Here is a 24,285-nt window from a genome sequence, read left to right as displayed (position 1 = left end):
CCGCTCTCGTCGGCTCCGGCCTCCCGTCATCCCCCGTCCGGTCCGGCGGCCGTCCCCCGGACTCGGTCCCATCCGGTGGAGGTGGGGCTGGTCATACGGGTCACGTTCCACGGCTCCCGGGAGCCGTTCCCCAGCTCGGCGACGAGAGACAGCTGCCGGTCGGCGAGGTGCTCGATCACGGCGACGGCCGACCAGCCGGCCCGGTCGGGCGCGTGGACCACGGCGTGCCGGTACCAGTTGCCCAGGAACTCCAGGGTGAGATCCACCAGGGCGCGCCCCGCGTGAACGTCGAGCTGATCGGTGTCGGAGATGAACCGGCCGTCGTGCAGGGCCGTGTTGCGCAGCACGTAGAGCCAGCCGAGGGCCGCCGCGAAGCGCTTCTCCGCGCCGGTGAGCCAGCGGGCGCACCGGGCGGGGTCCGCCAGCCGTGCCCGCCACAGGTCGACGCCGGCCGCGACGCTCCCGCCGGTCAGATCGGCGACGGCGGCCAGCGCGTCGGCGGCCTCGCGCAGGGCCGGTTCCGCGCCGGCGCGCGGGGCCAGCGCGTCGAGCCAGCGGTCCAGGTCCTCCAGGCGTCCGTTCTCCCCGGCCCCGGTCCACGCGTCGAGGACCGCACGGCTGTCCCGGGCCCTGAGCGCGCGGGCGAGCGCGGCCTCGTGCTCCCGTACGGCGGCGTGGGCGGCGGCGGCCTTCGCGGCCAGCTCCGGGGCGGCGCCTCCGGCTCCCCGTACGGCCCGGTCGGACGAGGCGGCGACCCCGGGCTTCGCCCTGCCCGGGTCGGGTGACGCGGCGCTCGCGGTCTTCCCCACGGCCCGGTCGAGCGCGGCGGCCCGGCCCCGGGCGGCCCGCAGGGCGGTACGGGCCGCGGTGACGGCCGCCGGGACGGCCGTGTGCAGCTCCTGGTGGAGGGCGACGATCTGCTGGCGCAGCGCCTGGAGGCTGAGGGCGCGGGCCAGCAGGAGCGGGCCGCCCTCCCTCTCCTTCACCTCAAGGGCTTCGAGGGCGGCCCAGCAGAGACCGGCCGCGGCGAGCGGCGCCTCGGTGGCGCGGGCGATATGGGCGGTGCGCAGGCTCTCGCGCAGGGCCCTGGGCCAGTGGGTGTTGAGCGGCTGGACGACTCCCGATCCCATCGCGGGCACGGACAGCCGCAGGCTGCGGCCGGTCCGCTCGTCGTGGGCGAGGGTCTCGGGCCGCAGCCGGATCCCGGATATGCGCTGCCCGGCGACGTACTGGTCGAGGAGTTCGAGCACATCCCTGCGGCCCCGCAGGGCGGCGGCCCCCAGATCGACCGCCCGCACCCGGAGGGCGAGCAGGGCGTGGCTGTGGCTCCGGTCGCCCGACCAGGCGTGGTGCAGGGCGGCGGCGTCACGGGCGTACGCGGCCAACTGCCGGAGCTGGGCGCTCCCGCGCCCCCAGCCGTCGGCCGGACCGCCGTTCGGACCGCCGGCCAGATCGTCGACGGAGAGCACGACGGGCCGCGCGGCCGGGTCCATGAGGCCGGCCAGGGAGGTCAGCCGGGCGGCGCCCTCCACGACGACCGCCACCCGGAACTCCCGTTCGGCGGGGAGCAGCACTCCGGTCAGCCGCGCGCCGTCCAGCGGTCCCCGGCTGAGCGCCGCCCGGACGTCCTCCTGGAGCCGGTCGTGGTGGCGGCCGCGCAGCAGACAGAGCGTGGCGGCCTCCAGCGCGAGCCGGTCCCGCGTCTCCGCGTCGGGGGAGCCGTCCCAGGCGGCGGCGAACGCGTCCGTGACGGCGGTGTGCACGGCGGACACCTCCCGGCCCAGCCGGGCGGCGAGGCCGGCGCAGTCGTCGGCGTCGGTCAGCCCCGGCCTGCCTCCCGCCACGATCGAGCCCAGCAGCCGGACTGCGCCGTCCACCGCCCCGCGGGGCAGCGTTCCCCGTACGGAGGCGAGGACCGCGTGGGCGTCCCGCTGGGCTTCCAGCGCGAGCTTGGGGTAGGGCTGGAGTTCCTTGCGGCCCTTGAGGGAGCGCGAGGCCAGCGCGGTGCGCGCCTTGGCGAGCGCGGCGATCGCGGTGGGGGCGCTCGCGGCGTGCCGGGTGAGGACCGCGTCCGGGTCGCAGGCCGTCAGCAGCGCGCGGAGCAGGGCCTGTTGGCCGTCGTTCAGACCCGCCGTACCGCAGAGTCGGATCAGATCGGCTTCGGCGCGCACCAGTGACATGGCCCGACTTTAGGGCCTTTCGCGCGGGGTGTGTCCGACGGGGCGGCCCGTGCCGCGGAGTGAGGCGACGACGAGGGTGCGGTCCACGGCGTGCGCCGCCGCCGCGATCCCGGGGCTCGTGGCGAGGACGCGGGGGCGCAGCTGGGCGTGGGCGAGTTCGGTGACCGCGTGGACCTCCGCGCGCCAGCCGTGGGCGGAGAACCACTCCTCGGGTTCGCCCCGGCGGCCCGGCCGGAGGAAGTCCCGGAGGAAGTCCATCGAGGGGGCCCCGGCCATCGCCCGGCTCCAGCCGTCGAGGGCGGCGCTGTTCCAGAACTCGGCGGCGAATCGGCTGCCGGGGGCGGAGAGCCGGGTGACACGGGCCATCAGGCAGTCGTTCTGCTCGGGGGTGAGATGGCCGGTGAGCCCTTCGGCCAGCCAGACGGTGGGCCGGTCGGGGCGGAAGCCCGCCGAGGTGAGGGCGGCGGTCCAGTCGTCGCGGAGATCGGCGCGGACGGTGACGCGGTCGCACCGGGGGCCTCGGGTGTGGCCGGTGAGCACGGGCTCCTTGAAGGCGAACACGTCCGGCAGATCGACCTCGTACACGGCGGTCCGGACCGTGTCCCCGGCGTCGCGGCCGGCCGGGGACCAGGGGAGGCGGAACGCGCGGGTGTCCAGTCCGGCGCCGAGGACGACGACCTGGGAGACGCCCTCCCGTTCGGAGTCGAGCAGGCAGTCGTCGAAGAACCGGGTGCTCAGGGGGATGTAGGCGCTGAGCCACTGCCAGACGGCGTCGTCGTCCCGGCGGGGGAAGGGCCACCAGGAGCGGTACGGACCGGCCGACTCCAGGAGCAGCTGGGCCAGATGGTCCCGGTACAGAAGGTCGAGGCGGGCGTTCTCGGCGACGCGGGCGCCGGCGACGAGCAGTGCCGTCAGGCTGACGCCGGTCGGTAACGGAGGGCCGTTCTGGGACATGGTGATCGCGTCCTCTCTCTCGGTCGGCACCCGGGCGGCGCCGGGCCGGGGGCCGGTGACGGCCGCGCGGGCGGTCCGTCCCGGGGCCGTCAGTTCGCGGGCGGCCGGGCGGGCTCGGAAGTCCCTCGTCCGTTCCGCCGGGTCGCGGGCGGCGCCGAAGCCGTCGAGCTGTTTCTCTCCGGAAAGGACGGTGAATTCGGCCGCGGCGTTCCCCGGGGGCATTTCCCGGTCGCCGGGGCGGGCCGTTCTCGGCGGCGCGGCGCACGCTCCGGCCGGGTCGGCGGCCGCCCACCGCTTCAGGAGTCCCGGCGGTGCCGACACGGTGCGTAATTCTCTGCGGAACGGTTCGCCGCCCGCCGGTTCAGTGAAACCACTCACGGATGATTCTCCCCGAAGAGACCGATGAGCTGAACGTATACGGTGCTGCCGCGCATCACCGTGCGCCCGGGGCCGGATTCGTACGGGGGCGGCCGGGAATGACCTCCCGGCCGTCGAGGCGAACCGGCTCATGGATATCAGCGGGAATGCTATCGACATCGCTTGCCGGAAGAACGGGGTTCCGGCCGAGTAAATTCCCTTGTTCGATCGGGAACAAGTCTGGTGGTGGATGGTGTGCCGAAACGGGGAACTCGTGGATTAAGGCGATGACGCACGCATATCCATACGGCATGTCGGATTGAATCCGCTGTCCGGCTCGGGTAGGCCGCCGCCGCGTCCCGGCGGTTCCGGGCCGCTTCCCGGCCGCCCCGCCCGGCGGGCGGGGCGGCCGGTGACGGCGGCGCGGTTACGGGGACTTATGGGCGCGGGCGGGGCGGCCCGGGCGATCGGGGGCCGGAGCCGGGGGCTCGGGGGCCGGGTGCTCGGGGGCCGGGGGCTCGGGGGCCGGGGGCTCGGGGGCCGGGGGCTCGGGGGCGACCGCCCGCGTGTCCGGTCAGCCCTTGCCGAACGGCGTGGATCCGGCGGGGGGTTCGGCCTCGGCGGGGTCGGCGCCGTCGGAGGTCCCGGAGGCGTCGGAGGCGTTCAGGGCGGGGGGTTCGGCGAGGGCGGCCTCGGCGGCGAGGGGTTGGGCGCCGGGGGTTTCGGCGGGGGCGACTTCGGCGGGAACTGTTCCGGCGGCTTCGGCGAGGACCGCCCCGCCGGTGCGCGCCCGGCGGGACATCCGGTGCCCGATCTCGGAGACCAGCAGGGCGATCGCGGCCAGCCCGGCCGCGATGAGCGGCAGCGAACCGGCCCCGGCCCAGCCGATGCCGACCGCGCCCACGGCCCCGGAGAGGGAGATCGCGAGATAGAGGATGGCCGCGTTCAGCGAGACCAGCACCGAGGCGGACCTCGGTTCGAGCGTGATCAGCCGGTGCTGCTGGGGCGAGGTGATGGCGAAGGCCGCCGCGCCGTAGACGACGATCATCACCAGCGCGGACAGGAACGCGCCGGTGGCCAGCGGGAACAGCGCCAGACTGACGGTCATCCACAGCAGCGCGACGGCGACCACACCGCGTCCGCCGATCCGGTCGGCGAGCCGTCCGGCGGCGAGGTTTCCGAGCGTGCCGACCACTCCGAGGGTGAACATGAGGACGGCCAGGCGGTCGCCGCTGCCGCCGGTGGCGGGTTCGAAGACGACGGCTATGTAGGTGTACGGCATGTAGACGGCGGTGAAGCCGATCAGGGTGGTCGCCAGAATCGCCAGCACCCGGCGGTCCTTGAGCGGAGCGACGCGCTCCTTGAGACTCTCCGCCGCCGGGGCGGAGATCCGGGCGGGCACCAGGAGCCGGAGGCCGATCAGCCCGAGCACGGCAAGCCCGGCGACGAACCACATCGTGGAGCGCCAGCCCAGGGAGCCGCCCAGCGCGGTGCCGATGGGCGCTCCGAGGGCGGTGGCGGCGGTGAATCCCGTGGTGACGGCGGCGATGGCGCGGCCCTGCCGGTCCGGCGGGACCAGCGCGGCGGCGGTGACGGCGGCGGTCGGCACGAAGAGTCCGGCGCCGGCGGCCGCGACCATCTGGGCGAGGAGCACGGTGGCGAAGGTCGGCGCGAGCGCGGTGGCGACATTGCCCGCCAGATAGACGGCGACGGCCAGGAGCAGGATCCCGCGCCGGGGCCGCCGGGCGGTGACGGTCGCCAGGATCGGCGCGAGCACCGCGCAGGTCAGCGCGAACACGGTCACCACCTGACCGGCGGTGGCGACGGAGACGCCGAGGTCCTCGCCGAGTTCGGGGAGGACTCCGGCGAGCACGAACTCGTCCGTGCCGATGGCGAAGGTGGCGAAGCCCAGCACGAGGACGCTGCCACGGGGAGCCCGACGCTCACCTTCACCCCCTGAACTCGCGGATAACGCCGTGGATTCACCAGGGAAATCGCTCGTCATAACCATCCAGTCATGTGTCGCAGGTGCAGGGCGATATGCCGTCAAGGCCGGCGGAGCGGCGAGGGGTCCGGAGGGCCGGCCCGTACGGGAGTCGATCGCTCGGTACCGATCGGTACCATCGAGTTGGACAGTACCGATCGGTTCCGTTTCGCGTCAAGGTCGATTACGGTGACCGCATGGCCACACACGCTCGCGAGCGGCTCATCGAGGCAGCCAAGGAACTCTTCTTCGCGGAAGGCATCCGCGCGGTGGGCGTCGAACGCCTGCTGGCCGCCTCGGGCGTCGGGCGCGCCTCGTTCTACCGCCACTTCGCGAGCAAGGACGAGCTGGTCGTGGCGGTCCTCTCGGAGCGCGGAGAGCATTGGCGACAGTGGCTGGAAAATGAGGTGACGGCCCGGGGCCGCGGCCCGCTGACCGTCTTCGACGCTCTCGAACAGGACTGTGAGCGGGGGAATTTCCGAGGCTGCGCCTTCATCAACGCGATGACGGAGTTCTCGGACGCCGAAGGTCCGGTCCGCCGGCTCGCGTCCGAGCACAAGCAGGCCGTCATCGCCTTCGTCGCCCGGCTGCTGACGGACGCCGGCCATCGCGACGGTATGGCGCTGGCCCGGAAGTTCGTCCTGCTGATGGACGGGGCGACCGTCACGGTCGCGCGCGAGCGCAGCGCGGAGCCGATCCGCTGCGCCAGGTCGATCGCGGCGGGGCTGCTGTCATGACCCGCGCCCGGACGAGGACCCCGCGCCCGCCCTCGAAAGGCCCGGCGCCGCACCGCACGACCCGCACCGCACGACCCGCACCGCACGCACCGCACGCGCCGCACCGCACGACCGGCACGCACCCCACCCACGACCCGCACCGCACGCGCCCCTCGTACCGCGCATCCCGTACGCACTCCTCGTACCGCGGGGTTCGCGTACCGGCGGGCCCTCGGCCGGGCGGCCGGGGGCGCGGGGTCGCGGCGGTCGGGCGGCGGCACGAGAACGCTGACCTCCCACGGCTCTTGGACCTCGAACCCACGCTCGCCAAGGACACGCCATGACCAGATTCGCCCGTATCGCCTACACCGAGTCCGTCCAAGCGGCCCAGCGGGAGAACGGCAGCGCGCTCGCGGCCTCGCGGCAGCTGGCCGCCGGTGACGAGCCGGACCCGCTCGGGCCGAACGAGACGGAGTTCATCTCCTCACGCGACGGCTTCTACATGGCCAGCGTGGGCGACACCGGATGGCCCTATCTCCAGTACCGGGGCGGCCCGCCCGGCTTTCTCCACGTCCTCGACGCCCACACCCTCGCCTTCGCCGACGTACGCGGCAACCGCCAGTACATCAGCGCGGGCAATCTCCGCCGGAACGACCGGGTGGCGCTGTTCCTCATGGACTACGCCCGCCGCACCCGGCTCAAGATCCTCGGCCACGCCGCCGAGACGGCGCTCGACGAGTCCCCCGAGCTGACCGAGCGCCTCTCCGAGCCGCGCACCGACGGCCGGGTGGAGCGGCTGTTCGTCATCAAGGTCGAGGGGCTGAGCTGGAACTGCCCGCAGCACATCACCCCGCGCTTCAGCGAGGACGAGCTGAGCGACGCGCTGGCCCCCGTCCGCGACCGCATCGCCCGGCTGGAGGCGGAGAACGAGGCCCTGCGCGCCGCCCGTTCGGCGGCGCCGGAGGGCTGACGCGCCGGGCGGCGAGCGCGAACTCCCTTACCCGCCGGGGCTGTCGACGGCCTCGGGTCGGTCAGGGGAGGGCGGGTCCGGGCCGGAGCCCCGGGGGCCGCGCTCCGGCGGTCGGCCGGATGCCGAAGGCCTCCTCGAAGCCGGACGAGGCGGTGGCCTCAAGAAGGATCCGGCGGCGGACGGCGGAGGGCGAGCCGTCCAGGCGGCGGGCGAGCGCGATCGCGGAGGCGAGGGCGCGCGCGGTGTCGTCGCTGATCTCGTCGACGAGCCCGGCCTCCAGGGCCCGCGGGCCGCTCACCCAGCCGTCATGGAGCGCCAGCCGTCGTGCGCGCGCCGCGCCGAGCTGGGCGGTCAGCCGGTGGACGACCATGCCGGGCCAGGGTTCGCCGGAGGCCGCGAGGGGCGCGAGCCGGAGATCGGGCGCGGCGACGCGATAGTCGCAGGAGAGCAGCGCCTCCAGCGCCGTGCCGCCGCACCAGCCGCCGGCGACGGCGAAGACACCGGCGCCGGCCCGCTCCAGCCGGCGCAGCGACCGCTCCCACCGGCTGACCAGACCGATGGCGGCGGGGGCGTTCGGCGGTCGGCCCGTCTCACCGGCCGCGCGGGGCATGCCCAGCCGCAGCACGACGACCGGGGATCCGGGCGCGTCCTCCACCCGTGCGCAGACGGACTCCACCGCGTCGATCAACCCGGACGTCAGCCGCTCCGCCCCGGTGACGGTGAGCCGGAACTCGGCGGGTCCGCGTACGGCCGTCAGATGGTGCGCGTGCCGGAGTGTCATCTCCCCCACCCCTTCCCCGGAGCGCCGCCGGATCCGCGCCGCCGCGCACCGGAGACGGTGCTCCGGCCGGGACCCGCACCGGGAGGGAACGAACACCCCTCCCCGGGACGCGGCGCGCGGGGCGACACGAGCACCATGCTCGCGGACCGCACCCGCGATGTCTGCCTCCAAGCAACCGCTTAGGGGCACGACAGGGGGTTCCCACCCCCACCCCCGGGCCACCCCCTACCCACCGCCGCCGCCCCGGGGATCTACTCCGCGCCCTCCCCCGGACCGCCCTGCCCGGCGCCGCGCGGGTCAGGGGCGCGCCGACCAGGGCAGCCAGCGCTCCACCGCCGCGAGGACGTCGGGCGGCGTCGGCGGCCGTGAGGCGTCGGCGGTCCAGTGGGGCCGGGCCGCGGCGATCTTGTCGGCGAGTTCCCGGGCGGTTGCGAGCCGCGCCCGGCCGTCCTCCTCGGACGCGATGCGCCGTCCCCAGCGGACCGTGTCCACGACGGCGGACTTCACGGCCTCGCAGGCGAGGTAGTAGTCGAGATCCGGCCGCCGGCCCCTGCGGCACTCGGCGGGGGCCGCGCGCGCCCACGCATCCTGTACGGCGTTCCGCTCGGCCGACGAGTAGGACATCTTGTGGATATGGTCGGCCAGATCGAACACGGGGTCGCCCCAGAGGGCGAGTTCCCAGTCCAGGAAGACGGTGGGGCCCTGCCGGGTGAGGATCATGTTCTTGCGGTGGAGGTCCGCGTGGAGCAGCCGGAACGGCCGCGCGGTCAGCGCGGTCGCCCGCTCCCTCAGCGGTCCGCAGGGGTCCTCGGGAATCCCGAGTGCGCCGTACAGGCCCTGTACGGCCGTGTCGCCCCGCTGCCGGATGTCGCCGACCAGCCGCAGCAGACGCTCGGCGAAGCCGGTGGTGTCGCCGTCCCGCGGCCAGTCCCCGGGCACGGCCGGCAGAGCGTGAAACGGGACGTTCAGCAGTCGGCCGTAGAGCTGTTCGATGTCGTGCAGCACGGATTCGGGCAGCGGCTTGCCGTCGGGGAAGAGTTCGTCGACGCGACGCCCTTCGACGAAGTCGTGGATCTGGAAGGCGGGGTCGTCGCCGACGTGCCTCAGCCGCGGGGCCGATGGCACATAGGGGCCGATGGCCTCGAGCAGCTCGGCCTCCGGCCAAAGGGTGAGGTCCATCGTCTCGGCGGCGCCGGACCTCATCCGGACGACGACCGGGCCGGTGTCGGTCTCCAGCCTGACGTTGCGGTTGTAATGGCCCGACTGTGCGATCTCTCGGGCGCTCGCCTCTTGGTACAGGCTGGCAGGGTCCACGTCATCACTCCGACCATCGTGAGAGGGCGGCGGCGACCCGCTCCGGGGTCATGTCAGGGGGCAATCCCCACACCGGACGGACAGCGTTCAGCTTCGCCGCCAGGCGTCCGACGAGGGCGGCCCGCTGGGGAGGGCCCGCCGTCGCGAGCTGTTTGGAGTACCGGACCGTGTCGACGATCGCCGATTTGATGCGCTCATGTGTCCCGTAGAGATGGAGATCGTCGTCCGGTCCGGCGGTGAAGCGCCCGGGGAGCCGTTCCCGCCACTGGCGAAGGACCTCTGCCCGCTGCCGCTTCGGGTAGTCCATCTTGTGGAGGTGGATCGCGATCTCGTACATGGGGTCTCCCCACAGAGCCAGTTCCCAGTCCAGGAACCAGGTGACGCCGTCACTCACGATCATGTTCCTGCGGTGGAGGTCCGCGTGCAGAAGTCCGAACGGCCGGGTGGTGAGACCGCTCCAGAGATTCTCGATCACGGCCAGAGGGTCCTTCGGGATGCCGAACTCCGCGAAGACGCCGCAGTACTCCTGGGCGTGCGACCGGTGGACGCTCTGAGTCAGTTCGGCGAGCGAACGGCCGAAGGCTGCGGTGTCGCCCGAGTCCGGCCAGCGACCGGGAAGCACCGGCAGCGTCCCCTCCGGGATACGGGCCAGCTGGTCCATGAGCGTGACGACATCGGTCAGCACATGAACGGGCACATCGCGCCCCCGCGGGGAGAGGTCGTTGAGAACAGACCCTTCGATGAAGTCGTGCACCTGGAATCGCGGGTCCTGCGACACATGGCGCAGTTCGGGGATCCGGCCGACGCGGGAGCGGATACAGCCGAGGACTTCCTCCTCCCGCCAGAGCCGTATGTCCATGATGTCCGCGGCGGCCAGCGGGATGCGCACATTGACCTTGCCGTCCGTCGTGCGCACGCCCACATTGCGGTTGTAGTACCCGGCGGCGGCCGACAGGGAGGCCAGCGCCTCCTCATAGAGCGGGAGCCAGGTCACCGGGCGGTCCCGAGCAGCATGGAGAGAACCTCGTTCGTCCGGCGTTCCAGATCCTCCGGAGCACCGCGCGGGCGCATCAGGGGAAAGGCGCGGCCGGCGGCCGCCGCGAGCTCGGGTGCGGCGAGTCCGGTCCGCTCCGCCATGCGATGCATGGCCACGATCAGCGATGGATAGACCTGGCAGATCTCGAGTTCCCTGGCCGCGTGGAGGAGGAGCTCCCCACTCGCCGTCCGCTCCCCCCGTCGCAGCAGCAGGAGGGCGTGGAACATATGGGCCCGGGCGCGCCCCGAGCGATAGCCGGCCCGGACGAGGGCGGTGTCGGCGCTGCCGAAGGACGCCTCGGCACGGTCCAGCTGTCCCAGCCGGGTCTGTGCGATGGCCATGGCGGTGTACGCCTTTCCGATCTCGTGCTGGGCGCCGAGATCCCGCTGGACGTCGAGCGCCGCGCCCGCTTCGGCGACAGCGGCCTCGGGGTCTGTGAACGCCAGCAGCTCGGCCCTGTTGGTTCGGATGTTGGCGAGGCCCACGACGGATCCCGCGGCGCGGTACTCCTCCTCCGCCTCCGCCAAGAGGGCCGCCGCGCTGGGGAAGTCCATCAGGAATCGGTGGCCCAGATGCATCAGGCGTTTGAGGTCCCCTCGGGCGACGGCCTCGTGCGGGGCGCAGCTGCCGTGGACCTCCTCGGCGAGGGCGAACGCCCCCTCGAAGTCGCCCTGCCACATGCGGATGTCCGCCACCCACAATCCTGCGGAGGTCCGGGCCTCTCCGGAGTGCTCCTGCCACACCCGTACGAAGATGCTCGCCGCGTGGCCGCTCTCGCCGGCGATGCGGCGGGCGTTCGCCCCGGCCAGGGCCAGCCGTGCCGAGACGGTGGAGCGGACGGGGCCGTCGAGGGCGGGGGTGAGGGCGATGGCCGCGCCGGCGTCGCCGAGTTCGAGTTTCGACTCGGCGTCCAGACAGTCGGCGGCCGCGCGGATCCCGCCCGCGCGGTCTGTGGCGCTCTCGGTGTCGCCGGGTGCCGCAAGGTGGTCGCGGATGTCCTTGACCATGCCGTCGACCGCCTGTCTGCCGCTCATCGCAAGGGCTCGGTCGGCGTGTCGGAGGATCTCCTCCGGGGTGATGTCCCGCGCGTGGAGTCCGTGGTAGACGGCCTCCCGCAGGGAGGACGAGCGGGTCACCGCCGAGGTCTCGGCTCCCGATTCCGCCCGTTCCGCCAGTTCGTTCCAGTGCTGTCGCAGCACGGCGTGGACATGGCGCTGGACCGCGGGGGAGAGATGGTGCTGCAGTGTCACCACCATGAGCTGGTGCAGTCGGTACCAGCCCTCGGGCAGCGGGTAGGCGAACGAGTACGCGGTGAGCGACTCCCAGGTCAGCAGGTTCGTGGGGAGGTCGAAGCTCTGGCCGATCGCCCGGAACACCCTGACGTCGAATGTCCGGGCGAGACTGAGCAGTTCAAGGATCCTGACCTCGTCCGGGGCGACATGCTGCAGGAATCTCTGAACGATCTCCTCCGCCGTGCCGGCGTCCTCCTGCCTGGTCGGGCTCTGCGCGTGCGTGTCCACGGCGAGATGGAGATAGAAGGGGACTCCCGCGCTGGCTTCGGCGATGCTCCGCTGTCTGGGCGGCTCGGTGATCCCCGCCTGGGTGAGCAGATCGAGGCGGGCTGCCATCGGGAGGCCGTCGATCCGGCTCGGCCGGATCACCGTGTCCCAGTCCTTGTCGTACACCGCCCACGGGAGAGGTTCCCGGCTCGCCAGCACGGTCAGCCCTCCGTGCAGTTGTCCGAGCAGATCGCGCAGCCAGGCATCGGATCCGTAACTGCGTCCGCCCGGGAGAGGGGTGGGCACCATGGCGTCGTAGGCGTCCACGAACAGCGCGTAGGGCCGGTCCGCGGCCGACTCCCTCAGCTCTTCGGCGAAGAGGTAGGAGACCGCGTGCCCCAGCTCGGCGTTGCTGAGGCTGTCGAGCTCCTGAAGGGTCGGATCGGATTCGATCCGGTGACGGCGCCGGCGATTGGTCATCGCCCGGCCCGTCAGACGTACCAGCCCCGCGGCCGTCCCGAAGACCGGAAGCCCCATGGCGTCGTCGAGAACCTTCGACAGCACGTCGCTGTCCTCGGCGAAGGGGGTGTTCTTCCGGTCCATCGGCAACTGTGGGTGGACGCGCTGCCACAGGACGGCGTAAGCGATATCGAATCGGTCGAACTTGACTCCCTGGGAGCCGAATTCGACCCGGAGCACCGCCAGCGCGTCCTCCTGCTGCCGGAGCACCGGCAACTGGAGATCGAGACGGGCCGTACGGCAGGTCTCCGGTGTCCTGTCGCGCAGCTCCTGGAGCAGCCGGGACTTGCCGATTCCGCCGATCCCGACGAGATTCAGGATTCTCGGCCGTTCGGCGATTCCTGCCAACTCCTCTTCGTAGAGGGCGAGTAAGCCCTCTCGGTTGAAGAACTGCCGCTGTAAGGCGGACACCCGTCGATAGCGCGGCCTGATGGGCATGGCGGCTCCCCCTCGTTCCCCCGACGCCGTGAAGGTTACCCACAGCGAGCACGCCGGTACAGCGGTTAGTCGCGCGCCGGGAGGTTCGCCGTCAGGCCGTCCAGGAGGAAGTGGGCGCCGCGGGTGAAGTGGGCGTCCCAGTCGCCGCCGGAGACGGGGAAGTGGCGGGCGAGGGTGGGGTATTGGCCGGCGTGGCGCTGGAGGTGGTCGTGGACGGCGGTGCGGGGGGCGGTCTCGTCGTGGTGGTGCCAGACGGTCTCGGCGGCGGCGGAGCCGGTGACGTGGGTGGTGATGACGGAGGCGGCGACGGAGAGGGCGGGGCCGGTGAAGCCGGCGGTGACGAGGGAGGCGTAGACGAACTCCGAGCGGGCGAGGGCGTTGGGCCCGGCGAGGGGGCGGCTGTTGGTGAGGGGGGCCGCCCAGGGGTGCCGGAGGAGGACCCGGCGGAGTTCGGTCATGAAGGCGGCGATGTCGTCGCGCCAGGCCGGGGAGTGCCCGTCGGGGAGGCGGACTTCGCCGAAGACCGCGTCGAGGGCCAGGTCGACCACGTCGTCCTTGGTGGCGACGTGCCAGTAGAGGCTGGTGGCGTGGGCCTGGAGCCGTTCGGCGAGGTTGCGCATGCTCAGGTGCTGGACGCCCGCCTCGTCCAGCAGGGCCACCGCGGCGTCGACGATCTTCTCGCGGGAGAGCCGGGGCTTGTTCCGGGGCCCGGCCGCCGCCGGGCGGAACCAGACGTCGCCCGGCGGGGCTGGGGGCGTTGGCTTGGTGCTCATGGCCAAGACGGTACTTGTCCGCCTACACCGATAGAGGAATCATACAGTGTTGGATTTATCGTCCGCTGTCTGATCGCGAGGTGCGCAGTGACCCAGGAACCCGCCCCTGAGCAGGGGCATCCACGGCGATGGACGATTCTGGCGGCCCTCTGTTCGGCCCTGCTGGTGATCGTCATCGACAACACCGTGCTCAATGTGGCCATGCCGTCGATCGGCCGGGCCTTCGACGCCTCCGCCGGGCAGCTCCAGGCCGTCCTGGACGCGTACGTGGTGGTGTTCGGCGGGCTGCTGGTGACGGCGGGCGTGGTGTCGGACCGGTACGGACGGCGGCGGACGATGGCGATCGGGCTGGTCGTCTTCGGGCTGACCTCGCTGGGCGCGGTCGCCGCGCAGTCGGTGTGGTGGCTGATCGCGATGCGGGCCGCCATGGGGGTGGGGGCGGCGCTGGTGATGCCCGCGACGCTGGCGGTGATCGTGCAGGTCTTCCCGGCGCGTGAACGGCCCCGGGCGTTCGCCGCGTGGGCGGCGGTGGCCTCGGCGGCGATGGGGCTCGGGCCGCTGCTCGGCGGGGTGCTGGTGGACCGGTGGAGCTGGGCCGGGGTCTTTCTGATCAATCTGCCGATGGTGGCGGCGGCGCTGTACGGGACGCTGCGGCTGGTGCCCGAGTCCCGGGACCCGGTCCCGCGCCCGCCGGACCCGCTGGGCGCGGTGCTGATCACCTCGGGGATGGTGGCGCTGGTGTGGGCGGTGATCTCCGTGCCGGAGCACGGGCCCACCGCCGGTCCGGTGCTCGCCTCCCTCGCGCTCGCCCTGGCCGCGCTGTTCTGGTTCGGCGTACGGCAGCTGCGGGCCGCGGAGCCGATGGTCGATCTCTCGCTCTACCGGGACCGGCGGTTCGCCGGGGCGGGCTTCGCCATCGCGCTGCTCTCCGTGGCCACCGGCAGCACGCTCTTCGTGCTGAGCCAGTACCTCCAGCTCGTCGTCGGCCTCAGCGCGACCATGACCGGGCTGGCCGTCGCCCCGCTGGCCGTCGGCGTCGTGCTCGGCTCCGTGCTGGGCGGCCGGGCCCCCGCCCGGATCGGCGCGCGCGCCTGCGTCGTCGCCGGATTCGCCGTGACCGGATGCGGTTTCGCGGTGCTGGCCTCCCTCTCCGCCGACAGCCCGTACGCCGTGGTGGCGGCGGGTCTGCTGCTCTGCGGCGCGGGGACCGGGTTCGCCGGTCCGGCCGGGACCACCACGGTGCTCTCGGCCGTACCCCCGCACCGGGCCGGCATGGGGTCCGCGCTCAACGACACGCACCAGCAGATGGGGATCGCGCTCGGAGTGGCCGTCCTGGGCGGTCTGCTGACGGGCGTCTACCGCGCCCTGCTCCCCGCCGACGTGCCCGCGCACGCCCGGGACTCGCCGGCCCGGACCCTGGCGTACGCGCGGGAGAGGCCGGACGGGGCGGGGCTCGCGCACGACGCCCGGGAGGCCTTCGCCCAGGCGCAGTCGCTCACGATGGCGAGCGGTCTGCTGCTGGCGCTCGCCGGAGCGGCGGTGGCCCTGATCACGCTGCGGACCGGCCCGGAGACGCCGGGCGGGACCGCCGCCGCGCCCGCGGCCACGGGGCCGCGCCCGGACAAGGACAGCCGGACGCCCGGGACGCCCGGGACGGTCCGTACGACCCGGACGGTCCGTACGACCCCGACGGCCCAGGCACCCCCGACGCCGCCCGGCACGAACGGACCGAGCGGACCGAACGGACCGAGCCGCACGAACGACCCGAGCGGACCGGGCGACACGAGCCGTACGAGGGACCCGAGCGGACCGGGCGGCGCGCGCGGAACGAGCCGTACGAGCGTCCCGTCCGCCGGACCGGGCCGTACGGCGAAGGCGGCGGCGCCCCCGGGAAATCCCCTGGGCCCGGGTTCCGGCGGCTGATAGCCTCCCAGCGCGGGGCGGCTCCACACCGTGCTTCCTTCTCACGCTCTTTCCCATAGAAAACAGCGCGCTGACTTTCCGCCCCGCTCCAGCTCCGCTCCCCCGGCCCCGGGAACGCCCCCGGCCGTCGCGCCGCAGCCCGGAGACCCGCCCGGGCCCGGGAACGGCAACACAACACGGATGCGCCGCAGTTCACCCGCTTGATACTTTCGCGTCTGCGGAGCGGCTCCTCGGGCTTCTGTCCTCCTTCCGCCGGATCCGGCCCTGACAGGCCGCGCCCCGGCGGAGGCCGGCCGGCCCCGGCCGCCGCCCGCGCGACGAGTTCGCGCCCGGCGCCGGCCCCACCGCCCGGCGCCGGGCCGTACCGGCGGGGCCCCGCCGGAGGGGGAGGAACGGCCTTGACCACCACGGCCACATCGGCGCACACCACCGAGAGCCGCCGAGGACTCACCGCCGCGCTGCTGGCGCGGCGCGGCGCCGTCTATCTGCCCACCGCACCCGGCGGGGGGCGGGCGCCCGCCGCCCCCGGGGTGGACGCCGTCGCCGGGGTCACCCTGCTGGAGGCCGACCTCGTGGAGCGCGGCTTCCTGCTCTCCGACGGACTCCGCCGGGCGCTGGTCCCGCTGGACGCCGTCGCGCTGCGGACCGCGGGACGCGCTCTGCTCGCCGACATCGACCGGGCGCTCGGCGCGGACCGCGACCACACCCCGCTCTTCCGGGACTTCCCGGACAGCACCCCCGCCGACACCCTCGACTTCTACGTCGACGGCGTGCTGACCGTCCTGCTCCAGAGCCCCGACCAGCCGTGCGTCCTGTGCGGGAGCGAGGGCGGCATACGCCCGCTCTCGCCCTGCGCCCATCTGGTCTGCCACTCCTGCTGGAGCGGCTCCGACATCTGCGCCTGCCCGGTCTGCCACCGCCGACTCGACGCCGGCGAACCCTTCATGGACCCCGCGGCCGCCGCGCGGGAGCGCCCCGCCGCCGACCGCGGCCGGGCGCTCCCCGACCGGCTGCGGATCCTCGCGTACGGCGGTGACCTCGCCGCGCGCGCCGCCGACGCCGGGCGGGAGCTGACCGCCCTGCTCGCGCGCGCCGACGCGCTGAGCCCCCAGGACTCCGACGACCTTCTGACCTTCCTCGACACCCGCGAACGCACCGAGCTGTCCTGGCTGCCGGCGGCCGTACCCGGGCGGGAGACCAAGGCCCGGGTGCTGGCGTGGTTGCTGCGGGAGCGGTCCGCCTATCCGACGACGCTCCCGGCCGTGGCGCGGCTGGCCGACACCGCGACGGACGTGCTGCGGCTGCTGGTGACGCTCTCCGGGGGCGACGCCGGACTGACCGGCGTACCCCGTTTCACCGCCGTGCCCCGGCCGCTGCGGCGCGCGCTGCTGTCGGTGCTCGACGGGCTCGACCCGGAGCTGGCCGCCGAGGACATGCGCCGGCACTCCGCCGCGTGGAAGCACGCCGCCGAGCGGCTGCACCCCTTCGAGCACGCCGCGCGCCATCCGCGGGCGGCGCTCGCCGTCGCGGCGCTGCGCGAGACGCGGCTCGGCGACGACCGGCTCTCCGACCGGCTGCGGGAGGCCGCGAAGGAGGTACCGGCCGCCGATGTCTCCGGCCCTCGGGTACGGATACGGCGCTGGTCGTCGCGGGTGGAGGCGGCGCTCGCCGAACGGGACGTCGCCGCCGCGCTGGCCCTGCTCGCCCGGCGGCCGGGCGAGCTGCTGCGCCGGCTGGACCATCTGCTGCGGCTGGCGGACGGTCCGTTCGCGGAGGAGGCCGCGGCCGGGACGGGCGGCGCGGACGCGGTGCTCGCCGCGCTGGAGCGGGCCGCCCCCCGGGTCGCCCCCGCGGTGCTGCTGTCGGCGCTCGGCGAGCTGCGCACCCGGCGGCGGTCCGGACACGACCGGGTGTTCTTCCCCCGGGGCGGCAACGCCAGGGCGCACATCGTCCCCGACGAGCGCGCGCCGCTGCGGGCCGAGGTGGTCGAACGCGCCGTCGCCGTGCTGACCGGGGAGGTGCTGCGCCGGGCGGGAGCGCTCTCGCCGGTGGAGGCCGCCGTGGTCGACGCGGCGCTGGACGGGGTGATCGCGCCCTTCGCGGAGCGGACCGCCTCGCGCGCGCTGGTGACGCTGCCGCGCGGCAGCGAGCTGACGGTCCCGGCCGGGCGGACGGTGCGGCTGTTCCTGCACTGGATGGAGAGCGAGCGCTCGGGTCGCACCGATCTGGATCTGTCGGCGGCCCTGTTCACCGCCGACTGGCGACGGGTGGGCAAGTGCGACTACACCCGGCTGCGCTTCGAGGGGGACGCGGCGGTGCACTCGGGGGACTTCACCAGCGCGCCCGCGCCGCTCGGCTCCAGCGAGTTCATCGATCTGGACCTGGACGCGCTGGCCGGGGCGGGGGTGCGCTACGCGGTCACGGCGGTGCTCGCGTACAACGACGTCGCGTTCGAGGATCTCGCCGAGGCGTTCGCCGGGGTGATGGTCCGCGACGAACCGGGCGGTACCGGGCGGGTGTTCGACGCCCGCCAGGTCGAGCAGCGTTTCGATCTGACGGGTCCCGCCCGGGCGGCGGTGCCGATGGTGATCGATGTGGCGGGGCGCACGATGCGCTGGCTGGACGTCGTCCAGGACGTCACGGGCACCCATCACTCGGTGGAGCGCCACTCGGACGCGCTGGCGGTGCTCGGCCGGGGCCTCACGGAGCTGTACGCGTCCGGCGCCCGGGTGGCGCTGGGCGAGCTGGCCGTCTGGCGGGCCGCGGCCCGCGCGCGCACGGTGGCCGTACGGCATTTCGACGGCTCGCTGAGCCGGTACCGGCGGCGGGCGGAGGAGGGCGTCGCCGCGTTCGCCGCGCGGATCGGCACCCCGGACACCGACGAGGTGCCCGCGCCGGAGCCCGCCCGTACCGGACTGGCGTATCTGCTGCGGGGGGATCTGCCGGCCGCGTCCGGCGCGGAGGTGTTCGCACTGCATCCGGCGGGGCTGGACGCGGGGGAGGTACGGGTGCTGAGCGCGGCGGAGCTGGTGTCCACCCTGGCGGCGGGGCGTCCGGGCGGCTGAACCGGCGCGGGCCGGGACCGTCGCCCGCGGCTGATTCCGGCCGCCGCGGGCGGGGCCGCCGGTCGGCGCGTTCACGTCACGTCGGGAGCCGGGAGTGAACGGCGCGGTCGGGGGTAGACGCGTCTCGCCGCAAGGCGGGAAGGGCTACGGGGTACGCATTGATGGATCAGATCGGGCTGGCCGACAGGGGCACGACAGTGCCCCGGGACGCGGCGTCGCGGGCCGCTGTCTGTTACGACGGAACACCGGGGAGCATCGCGGCGGCACGGCTCTTCACCGCCGAGTTCCTGGAGCGGGTGGCGGCGGAGCCGTCGGCGCGGGTGTCCGCGGAGGCGGTGGGGACGGCGCAGCTGATCGTGAGCGAGCTGGTGACCAACGCCTGCAAGTACGCGCCCGGGCCGTGTCTGCTGGATCTGGAGCTGACCGGCGGCCCCGGCGGCGGGTCGGTCCTGGAGATCACCGTGTGGGACGCCAACCCCGAGCCGCCGGTCCCGTACACGACCGAGCCGGGCCGGGTCGGTCGGCACGGTCTGGAGATCGTCCTCGCGCTGACCGAGGGTTTCGACGTGGGCCGGGAGCCCGTCGGCAAACGGATCGGCGTCCGGCTGCCGCTCGGCCCCTGACCACGAGGTGATACGGGAGCCCTGGGCGTACGGGGGTCAGTGCGGGCCCGCGTCGGCGCGGGCCGGGGCGGGCGGGTTCTTCTCGGCCTCCGCCGCCCGCGCGATATTGCGGGCCATACCGCCGAAGACGACCGCGTGGAACGGCGACACGCTCCACCAATAGGCGTGCCCCAGCAGCCCCCGGGGGTGGAAGAGGGCCCGCTGCCGATAGCGGGTGCGGCCCGTCCCGTCGCGTTCGGCGCGCATCTCCAGCCAGGCCAGCCCCGGCAGCCGCATCTCGGCCCGCAGCCGCAGCAGCCGACCCGGCTCGATCTCCTCGACCCGCCAGAAGTCCAGCGAGTCGCCCACCCTCAGCCGCTGGGCGTCGCGCCGGCCGCGCCGGAGACCCACCCCGCCCGCGAACCGGTCCAGCCAGCCCCGTACCGCCCAGGCCAGGGGGAAGGAGTACCAGCCGTTGTCCCCGCCGATGCCCTCGATCACCCGCCAGAGCGCCTCGGGCGAGGCGTCGGCGATCAGCTCCCTGCGGTCGGTGTAGAGGCTGCCGCCCGCCCAGTCGGGATCGGTGGGCAGGGGATCGCTGGGCGCGCCCGGCAGGGACGCGGAGGACCAGCGGGTGGTGACATGGGCGTCCTGGATCCGCTGGAGGGCCAGGGTCAGGGCCGTCTTGAAGCCGATCGGGCGGCCGGGCGGATCGGGGACGTACCGGGCGATGTCGTGTTCGTGGCAGACCACTTCGTACCGCAGCGACTCGGTGAGCGGGCGGGCGATGGAGTGCGGTACGGGGGTGACGAGCCCGACCCAGTGGCTGGAGAGCCGGGGGGTGAGCACCGGGACGGGCACGATGAGCCGCCGGGGCAGTCCGGCCACGGCCGCGTATCCGCGCATCATGTCGAGATAGGTGATGACGTCCGGGCCGCCGATGTCGAAGGCGCGGTTGACGTCGGGGGGCATTGAGGCCGAGCCGGCGAGATAGCGCAGCACGTCCCGTACGCCGATCGGCTGAATCCTGGTCCTGACCCAGCTGGGCGTGACCATCACGGGGAGGCGCTCGGTGAGATAGCGCAGCATCTCGAAGGAGGCCGAGCCGGAGCCGATGATCACGGCGGCCCGCAGCACGGTGGCGGGGACCGGGGCTTCGAGGAAGATCCGCCCGACCTCGGCGCGGGAGCGCAGATGCGGGGAGAGCCGCCGGGGCTCCACTCCGGCGGGGGTGAGTCCGCCGAGGTAGACGATGCGTCCGACGCCCGCCGCGTGGGCCTGCTCGGCGAAGATCCGCGCCGCCTCGCGGTCGGTCTCCTCGAAGCGCGAGCCGGTGCCCAGGGCGTGGACCAGGTAGTACGCCACATCGATGCCGCGCATCGCGTCCCGGACGGAGTCGGCGTCCAGGACGTCGCCGCGGACGGTCTCCACCTCCTGGGCCCAGGGGTGGTCGCGCAGTTTCGCGGGGGTGCGGGCGAGCGCGCGGACGGAGTGCCCGGCGGCGAGCAGCTCGGGCACCAGCCGTCCGCCGATGTAGCCCGTGGCGCCGGTCACCAGGCAGCGGAGCGCCGCCGGGGGCGCTCCGGCGGGTCGGTCCGGTCCGTCCGTGGTCATTCCGCGCCTCCTTCTCGTCTCCCCATCCTGCGGGATCGGCCCGCCGGCGTCATGTCGCGGGGCGGGGCGGACGGGGGCAGGCCGGGGCGGGGCCTGTCAGGTCGGATCGGCTCGGGCCGGGCCGGGTCGCGCCGGACCGGGTCAGGTCGCGAGGAAGTCGAGCACGATCCGGTTGACCTCCGCGGGCCGCTCCAGATAGCCGAGGTGCCCGGCGTCCGCGATCTCCTCGTAACGCGCGCCGGGGATGGCCTCGGCGACCTCGCGGCTGAGGTGGGCGGGGATGGTGGTGTCGTCGGCGAAGCCCACGACCAGGGTCGGCACCGTGATGGCCCGGTAGGCGGCCCGGCGGTCCCCGAAGTCGGCGAGGTCCAGCTGGGCGCGGGTGCCGGGGCCGATCGCCGCGCCGGAGATCTCGAACATCTCCAGCCAGTCCTGGGCCGCCTCGGGGTCCCGGAGGGTCGCCGGGGAGAGGCTCTGGAGGGCGTAGACCGCGGCGTGATACGCCGGGGGCAGCACGGTCTTGTCGTCGTGGAGCGCCTTCTTCCCCTCGTTGAGCACCTTGCAGAGGGCGTCCAGCCGGGCGTGCGCGGCCATCGCCACCGCGTGGGTGACCAGATCGGGCCGGGCCAGGGCCAGTTCCTGGGTGATCCGCGCGCCGAGGGAGGTGCCGATGACCCGGGCCGGGCCGCCGAGGTGCTCGATCAGCGCCGCCGTGTCGGCCACCAGATCGGTGATCGTCATTCCGTCGGCGCAGGTGTCCGTGGGCGGTATGCCGCGATTGTCGAAGGTGGCGACCCGGTATCCGGCGGCGAGCAGCGCGGGCACCTGGTGCAGACTCCACACCCGGCCCGGGCTGCCGGTGCCCATGACCAGGACGACCAGTTCGCCGTCCCCCTCCACCTCGTACGACAGTGTGATCCCGTTGAGCCGTGCGACCGCCATGCCCCTACCCGTCCCTCTCGTGCTCGCTTCCCCGCGCCCGGGCCGCGTCGAACGCGCCGCGGGCACCGGGTGATTGTGTCCCGGGGATCAGGTCTGGGCCAGAGCGTCCCGGCGGTCGGCCAGATCTTCCTCGGTGGGGGCGTCGTCCTGGGTGAAGGCGAGCCGCCAGTAGCCGGTGAAGGCGACCGTGCGCCGGTCGAGGCCCCGGTCGTCGACCAGATGGCGGCGCAGCGCGCGGACGGCGGAGGATTCCCCCGCCACCCAGGCGAACACCTCCCCCTCGGGGAACTCCATGGCCCGGACCGCCTCGACGAGCAGTCCGGACTCGCCGGGGCGGACGGCGTCACGGTGCAGCCAGTGGACGGTGACGTCGCCGGCGGTGACGAACTCCTGCTCCTCGGCGGCGTTCTGGACCTCGACGAAGGCGATCGCCCGCTCCCCGGGCGCCAGGGCCTCGATCAGCGCGCCGATCGCCGGGAGCGCGGTCTCGTCGCCGGTGAGCAGCGTCCAGTCGCGGGGGCCGGGCGTGCGGTAGTGGCTCACCCGGGGGCCGAGCATGCCCACCACATCGCCGGGGACCGCGCCGGCGGCCCAGCGGGCGGCCGGGCCCGAGGAGCCGCCCTCGCCGTGGATCACGAAGTCGATGTCGACCTCGTGACGCCCGGGGTCGTGGGCGCGGATGGTGTAGCTGCGCATCCAGGGGCGTTCGGCCTCGGGCATCGCGAGATAGGCGGCGTGCCAGCGGTTCACATCGCCGTCGGCGGGCATCGGCGGGATGACCGGGGCGCGGTCCGCCTGCCGGGAGAAGAAGAGCTTCACATGCTGATCCGGGCTGACATCGGTGAACTCGGTCAGATCCTCGCCGCCGAAGGTCACCCGCACCATGTGCGGGGTGATCCGCTCGACGCGGGTGACATGCAGTGCCGAGTAACGCAGCGGTCGGGCCACGACCAACTCCCCAGTGAATCCGGATGACGATAAGGGTAGGCTAACCTAATCGACCAATCGGTGGACTCGGGGGACGAGTTGCGTGCCGAGACTGTGACATGCACTGACAACGCATGACACGGCGGCGGTACGTACTGCGGCATGGATCGCGGTACGGATCACCGTACGTACGGCGGTACGGATGACACGGCCGGGTGCCGTGCCGTGCCGATGCCCGCCGCCACGGCCTTTCCGCGGCTGACCGCGGCGGCCCTGGGGGTCGCCGCGGGTGGCACCGACCGTACAGGTCCGGGTCCGGGGGGTGGGGAGTGGGGGCGTCCTCAAGCGCCGGACGGGCTGGGTTTGACCGGTGGGCAGGGCGGGGGTGTCCACCCGGACCCCGAGGCGAGAGCCGTCCTCAAACGCCGGACGGGCTGGAAATGACCGCCAGGCAGGGCGGGGGTGCCCACCCGGGACCCCGAGGCAAGAGCCGTCCTCAAACGCCGGACGGGCTGGGAATGACCGCCAGGCAGGGCGGGGGTGCCCACCCGGGACCCCGAGGCAAGAGCCGTCCTCAAACGCCGGACGGGCTGGGAATGACCGGCGGACGGGTCGAGGCTGACCGCCGGGCGGGGCAGAGGCTGAGTCCCGGGTGGGTTGGGAATGGCCGGCGGGCGCGCGGGGATGCCCGCCGGGCAGGTTGGGGGGTGTGGAGTGGGGGGGTCAGCCGGGGGTGGGGCCGGTGGAGATGGGGCGGGAGGGGTCGCGGGACCATTCGGACCAGGAGCCCGCGTAGAGCACCGGCACGAACCCGGCCAGCTCCAGCGCGACCGCCTGCTGCGCGGCCGACACCCCGGATCCGCAGTACACCCCGACCTCCGCCCCCGGCACCGCGCCGAGGCCCTCGAACCGCTCCGCGAGGCGCGCCGCGGGCAGATAGCGCCCGTCCGCGTCCAGATTCTCCGTCGTGGGAGCCGAGAGAGCCCCCGGAATGTGTCCGGCCACCGCGTCGATCGGCTCGACCTCGCCCCGGTACCGCTCGCCCGCGCGGGCGTCCAGCAGCAGCCCCGAACGGGCCAGCTCCGCCGCGCCGTCCGCGCCGAGCAGCGGCAGGGCCCCGGGCGCGGGAACGAAGTCGCCCTCCGGCGGGGCCGGGCTGTCGGTCTCCAGCGGGCCGTCCCACGCGGCGAGACCGCCGTCCAGGACCCGGACGTCGCGGTGTCCGGCCCACCGCAGCAGCCACCAGGCGCGGGCCGCCGCCCAGCCCTGCGAGCCGTCGTAGACGACCACGGGGGTGTCCGCCGAGACCCCGGCCCGCCGCATCGCCGCGCCGAACTCCGCCGTGTCCGGCAGCGGGTGGCGGCCGCCGTCCCCCGGCGGGGCGGCCAACTCGGCGTCCAGGTCGACGAAGACGGCCCCGGGCAGATGCCCGGCGTCGTACTCGGGCCGGCCGTGCGGGCCGCCCAGCCGGTAGCGGACATCGAGAAGAACGGGCGGCCGCGGCCCGGCGAGCGCCTCGGCGAGCCCGGCCGCGGAGATGATCGGCTTGGTGGTGTGCAAGGAGGTCATGCCGCCCATCCTCGCGCACGGCAGGCCGCCGCGGCGGGCCGACGAAACGGATCCTCACCCGCGAAACGGGCATCGCCCAGCGGGAACCCGCCAATTACGGCGCGGCCGGGGCCCATGGAACG

Annotated in this window: 17 protein-coding genes; 5 read left to right on the top strand and 12 right to left on the bottom strand. The window is 74.1% G+C overall.

Annotated features, from left to right (window positions below):
* Positions 1–26 precede the first annotated feature (26 nt).
* The 3 genes from ACF089_RS16450 to ACF089_RS16440 all read right to left on the bottom strand — a co-directional run bounded on the left by ACF089_RS16450 (position 27) and on the right by ACF089_RS16440 (position 5,406).
* Positions 27–2,180, bottom strand: coding sequence for a hypothetical protein (locus tag ACF089_RS16450; protein ID WP_392026641.1), 2,154 nt, complete (start codon positions 2,178–2,180; stop codon positions 27–29).
* A 9-nt stretch (positions 2,181–2,189) separates the two neighbouring features.
* Positions 2,190–3,455 carry an SAM-dependent methyltransferase gene (locus ACF089_RS16445; protein ID WP_392026639.1) on the bottom strand — a complete coding sequence of 422 codons (1,266 nt, stop codon included), beginning with the start codon at positions 3,453–3,455 and terminating at the stop codon, positions 2,190–2,192.
* A gap of 610 nt (positions 3,456–4,065) precedes the next feature.
* Positions 4,066–5,406, bottom strand: coding sequence for an MFS transporter (locus ACF089_RS16440; RefSeq protein ID WP_392026637.1), 1,341 nt, complete (start codon positions 5,404–5,406; stop codon positions 4,066–4,068).
* A gap of 266 nt (positions 5,407–5,672) precedes the next feature.
* Between ACF089_RS16440 and ACF089_RS16435 the strand changes: the two genes are divergently transcribed.
* Both ACF089_RS16435 and ACF089_RS16430 read left to right on the top strand, forming a co-directional pair.
* Positions 5,673–6,212 carry a TetR/AcrR family transcriptional regulator gene (locus ACF089_RS16435; RefSeq protein WP_392026635.1) on the top strand — a complete coding sequence of 180 codons (540 nt, stop codon included), beginning with the start codon at positions 5,673–5,675 and terminating at the stop codon, positions 6,210–6,212.
* Between the two features lie 319 nt (positions 6,213–6,531).
* A complete protein-coding gene (locus tag ACF089_RS16430; protein ID WP_392026633.1) occupies positions 6,532–7,161 on the top strand; it encodes a pyridoxamine 5'-phosphate oxidase family protein in 630 nt (209 codons plus the stop codon).
* Between the two features lie 61 nt (positions 7,162–7,222).
* Here the strand turns inward: ACF089_RS16430 and dpgB are convergent, their stop codons facing one another.
* The 5 genes from dpgB to ACF089_RS16405 all read right to left on the bottom strand — a co-directional run bounded on the left by dpgB (position 7,223) and on the right by ACF089_RS16405 (position 13,521).
* A complete protein-coding gene (gene dpgB / locus ACF089_RS16425) occupies positions 7,223–7,942 on the bottom strand; it encodes an enoyl-CoA-hydratase DpgB (RefSeq protein WP_392026631.1) in 720 nt (239 codons plus the stop codon).
* 297 nt (positions 7,943–8,239) lie between these two features.
* Positions 8,240–9,256, bottom strand: a complete 1,017-nt coding sequence (locus tag ACF089_RS16420) for a phosphotransferase family protein (RefSeq protein WP_392026629.1) — start codon at positions 9,254–9,256, stop codon at positions 8,240–8,242.
* A 4-nt stretch (positions 9,257–9,260) separates the two neighbouring features.
* On the bottom strand, positions 9,261–10,250 hold the full coding sequence (locus ACF089_RS16415; RefSeq protein ID WP_392026628.1) for an aminoglycoside phosphotransferase family protein: 990 nt from the start codon (positions 10,248–10,250) through the stop codon (positions 9,261–9,263).
* A complete protein-coding gene (locus ACF089_RS16410) occupies positions 10,247–12,748 on the bottom strand; it encodes a hypothetical protein (RefSeq protein ID WP_392026626.1) in 2,502 nt (833 codons plus the stop codon). The genes ACF089_RS16415 and ACF089_RS16410 overlap by 4 nt, the downstream gene beginning before the upstream one ends.
* Positions 12,749–12,813: 65 nt before the next feature.
* Complete coding sequence (locus ACF089_RS16405) at positions 12,814–13,521, bottom strand: TetR/AcrR family transcriptional regulator (protein ID WP_392026625.1); 708 nt, start codon at positions 13,519–13,521, stop codon at positions 12,814–12,816.
* 87 nt (positions 13,522–13,608) lie between these two features.
* Between ACF089_RS16405 and ACF089_RS16400 the strand changes: the two genes are divergently transcribed.
* The 3 genes from ACF089_RS16400 (at position 13,609) to ACF089_RS16390 (ending at position 19,132) form a co-directional block, all read left to right on the top strand.
* Positions 13,609–15,444, top strand: a complete 1,836-nt coding sequence (locus tag ACF089_RS16400) for an MFS transporter (RefSeq protein WP_392026623.1) — start codon at positions 13,609–13,611, stop codon at positions 15,442–15,444.
* Positions 15,445–15,842: 398 nt separating this feature from the next.
* Complete coding sequence (locus ACF089_RS16395; protein WP_392026622.1) at positions 15,843–18,509, top strand: MXAN_6230/SCO0854 family RING domain-containing protein; 2,667 nt, start codon at positions 15,843–15,845, stop codon at positions 18,507–18,509.
* A gap of 161 nt (positions 18,510–18,670) precedes the next feature.
* Positions 18,671–19,132 (top strand): ATP-binding protein, encoded by a 462-nt coding sequence (locus ACF089_RS16390; protein WP_392026620.1) that lies wholly within the window; start codon positions 18,671–18,673, stop codon positions 19,130–19,132.
* 36 nt (positions 19,133–19,168) lie between these two features.
* On the opposite strand, the gene ACF089_RS16385 is transcribed toward ACF089_RS16390, so the two are convergent.
* The 4 genes from ACF089_RS16385 to ACF089_RS16370 all read right to left on the bottom strand — a co-directional run bounded on the left by ACF089_RS16385 (position 19,169) and on the right by ACF089_RS16370 (position 24,163).
* A complete protein-coding gene (locus ACF089_RS16385) occupies positions 19,169–20,725 on the bottom strand; it encodes an SDR family oxidoreductase (protein WP_392026618.1) in 1,557 nt (518 codons plus the stop codon).
* A 141-nt stretch (positions 20,726–20,866) separates the two neighbouring features.
* Positions 20,867–21,667 carry an alpha/beta fold hydrolase gene (locus ACF089_RS16380; protein WP_392026616.1) on the bottom strand — a complete coding sequence of 267 codons (801 nt, stop codon included), beginning with the start codon at positions 21,665–21,667 and terminating at the stop codon, positions 20,867–20,869.
* Between the two features lie 87 nt (positions 21,668–21,754).
* The gene (locus ACF089_RS16375; protein WP_392026614.1) at positions 21,755–22,615 is read right to left on the bottom strand and encodes a siderophore-interacting protein; all 861 of its coding nucleotides are present in this window, start codon (positions 22,613–22,615) and stop codon (positions 21,755–21,757) included.
* A gap of 702 nt (positions 22,616–23,317) precedes the next feature.
* Entirely contained in the window at positions 23,318–24,163 is an 846-nt protein-coding gene (locus tag ACF089_RS16370; protein ID WP_392026612.1) for a sulfurtransferase, read from the bottom strand.
* Positions 24,164–24,285 lie beyond the last annotated feature (122 nt).

The sequence above is a fragment of the Streptomyces sp. NPDC014894 genome (genome assembly GCF_043080985.1).
GTDB lineage: Bacteria > Actinomycetota > Actinomycetes > Streptomycetales > Streptomycetaceae > Streptomyces.
This window is presented reverse-complemented; position numbering and strand designations above follow the sequence as displayed.

Bases quoted from the DNA above. Each gene is read 5' to 3' on its own strand.
- ACF089_RS16405 (WP_392026625.1), bottom strand. From the start codon at position 13,521: ATGAGCACCAAGCCAACGCCCCCAGCCCCGCCGGGCGACGTCTGGTTC.
- ACF089_RS16390 (WP_392026620.1), top strand. From the start codon at position 18,671: ATGGATCAGATCGGGCTGGCCGACAGGGGCACGACAGTGCCCCGGGAC.
- ACF089_RS16430 (WP_392026633.1), top strand. From the start codon at position 6,532: ATGACCAGATTCGCCCGTATCGCCTACACCGAGTCCGTCCAAGCGGCC.
- ACF089_RS16410 (WP_392026626.1), bottom strand. From the start codon at position 12,748: ATGCCCATCAGGCCGCGCTATCGACGGGTGTCCGCCTTACAGCGGCAG.
- ACF089_RS16370 (WP_392026612.1), bottom strand. From the start codon at position 24,163: ATGACCTCCTTGCACACCACCAAGCCGATCATCTCCGCGGCCGGGCTC.
- ACF089_RS16385 (WP_392026618.1), bottom strand. From the start codon at position 20,725: ATGACCACGGACGGACCGGACCGACCCGCCGGAGCGCCCCCGGCGGCG.
- ACF089_RS16450 (WP_392026641.1), bottom strand. From the start codon at position 2,180: ATGTCACTGGTGCGCGCCGAAGCCGATCTGATCCGACTCTGCGGTACG.
- dpgB (WP_392026631.1), bottom strand. From the start codon at position 7,942: ATGACACTCCGGCACGCGCACCATCTGACGGCCGTACGCGGACCCGCC.
- ACF089_RS16380 (WP_392026616.1), bottom strand. From the start codon at position 21,667: ATGGCGGTCGCACGGCTCAACGGGATCACACTGTCGTACGAGGTGGAG.
- ACF089_RS16435 (WP_392026635.1), top strand. From the start codon at position 5,673: ATGGCCACACACGCTCGCGAGCGGCTCATCGAGGCAGCCAAGGAACTC.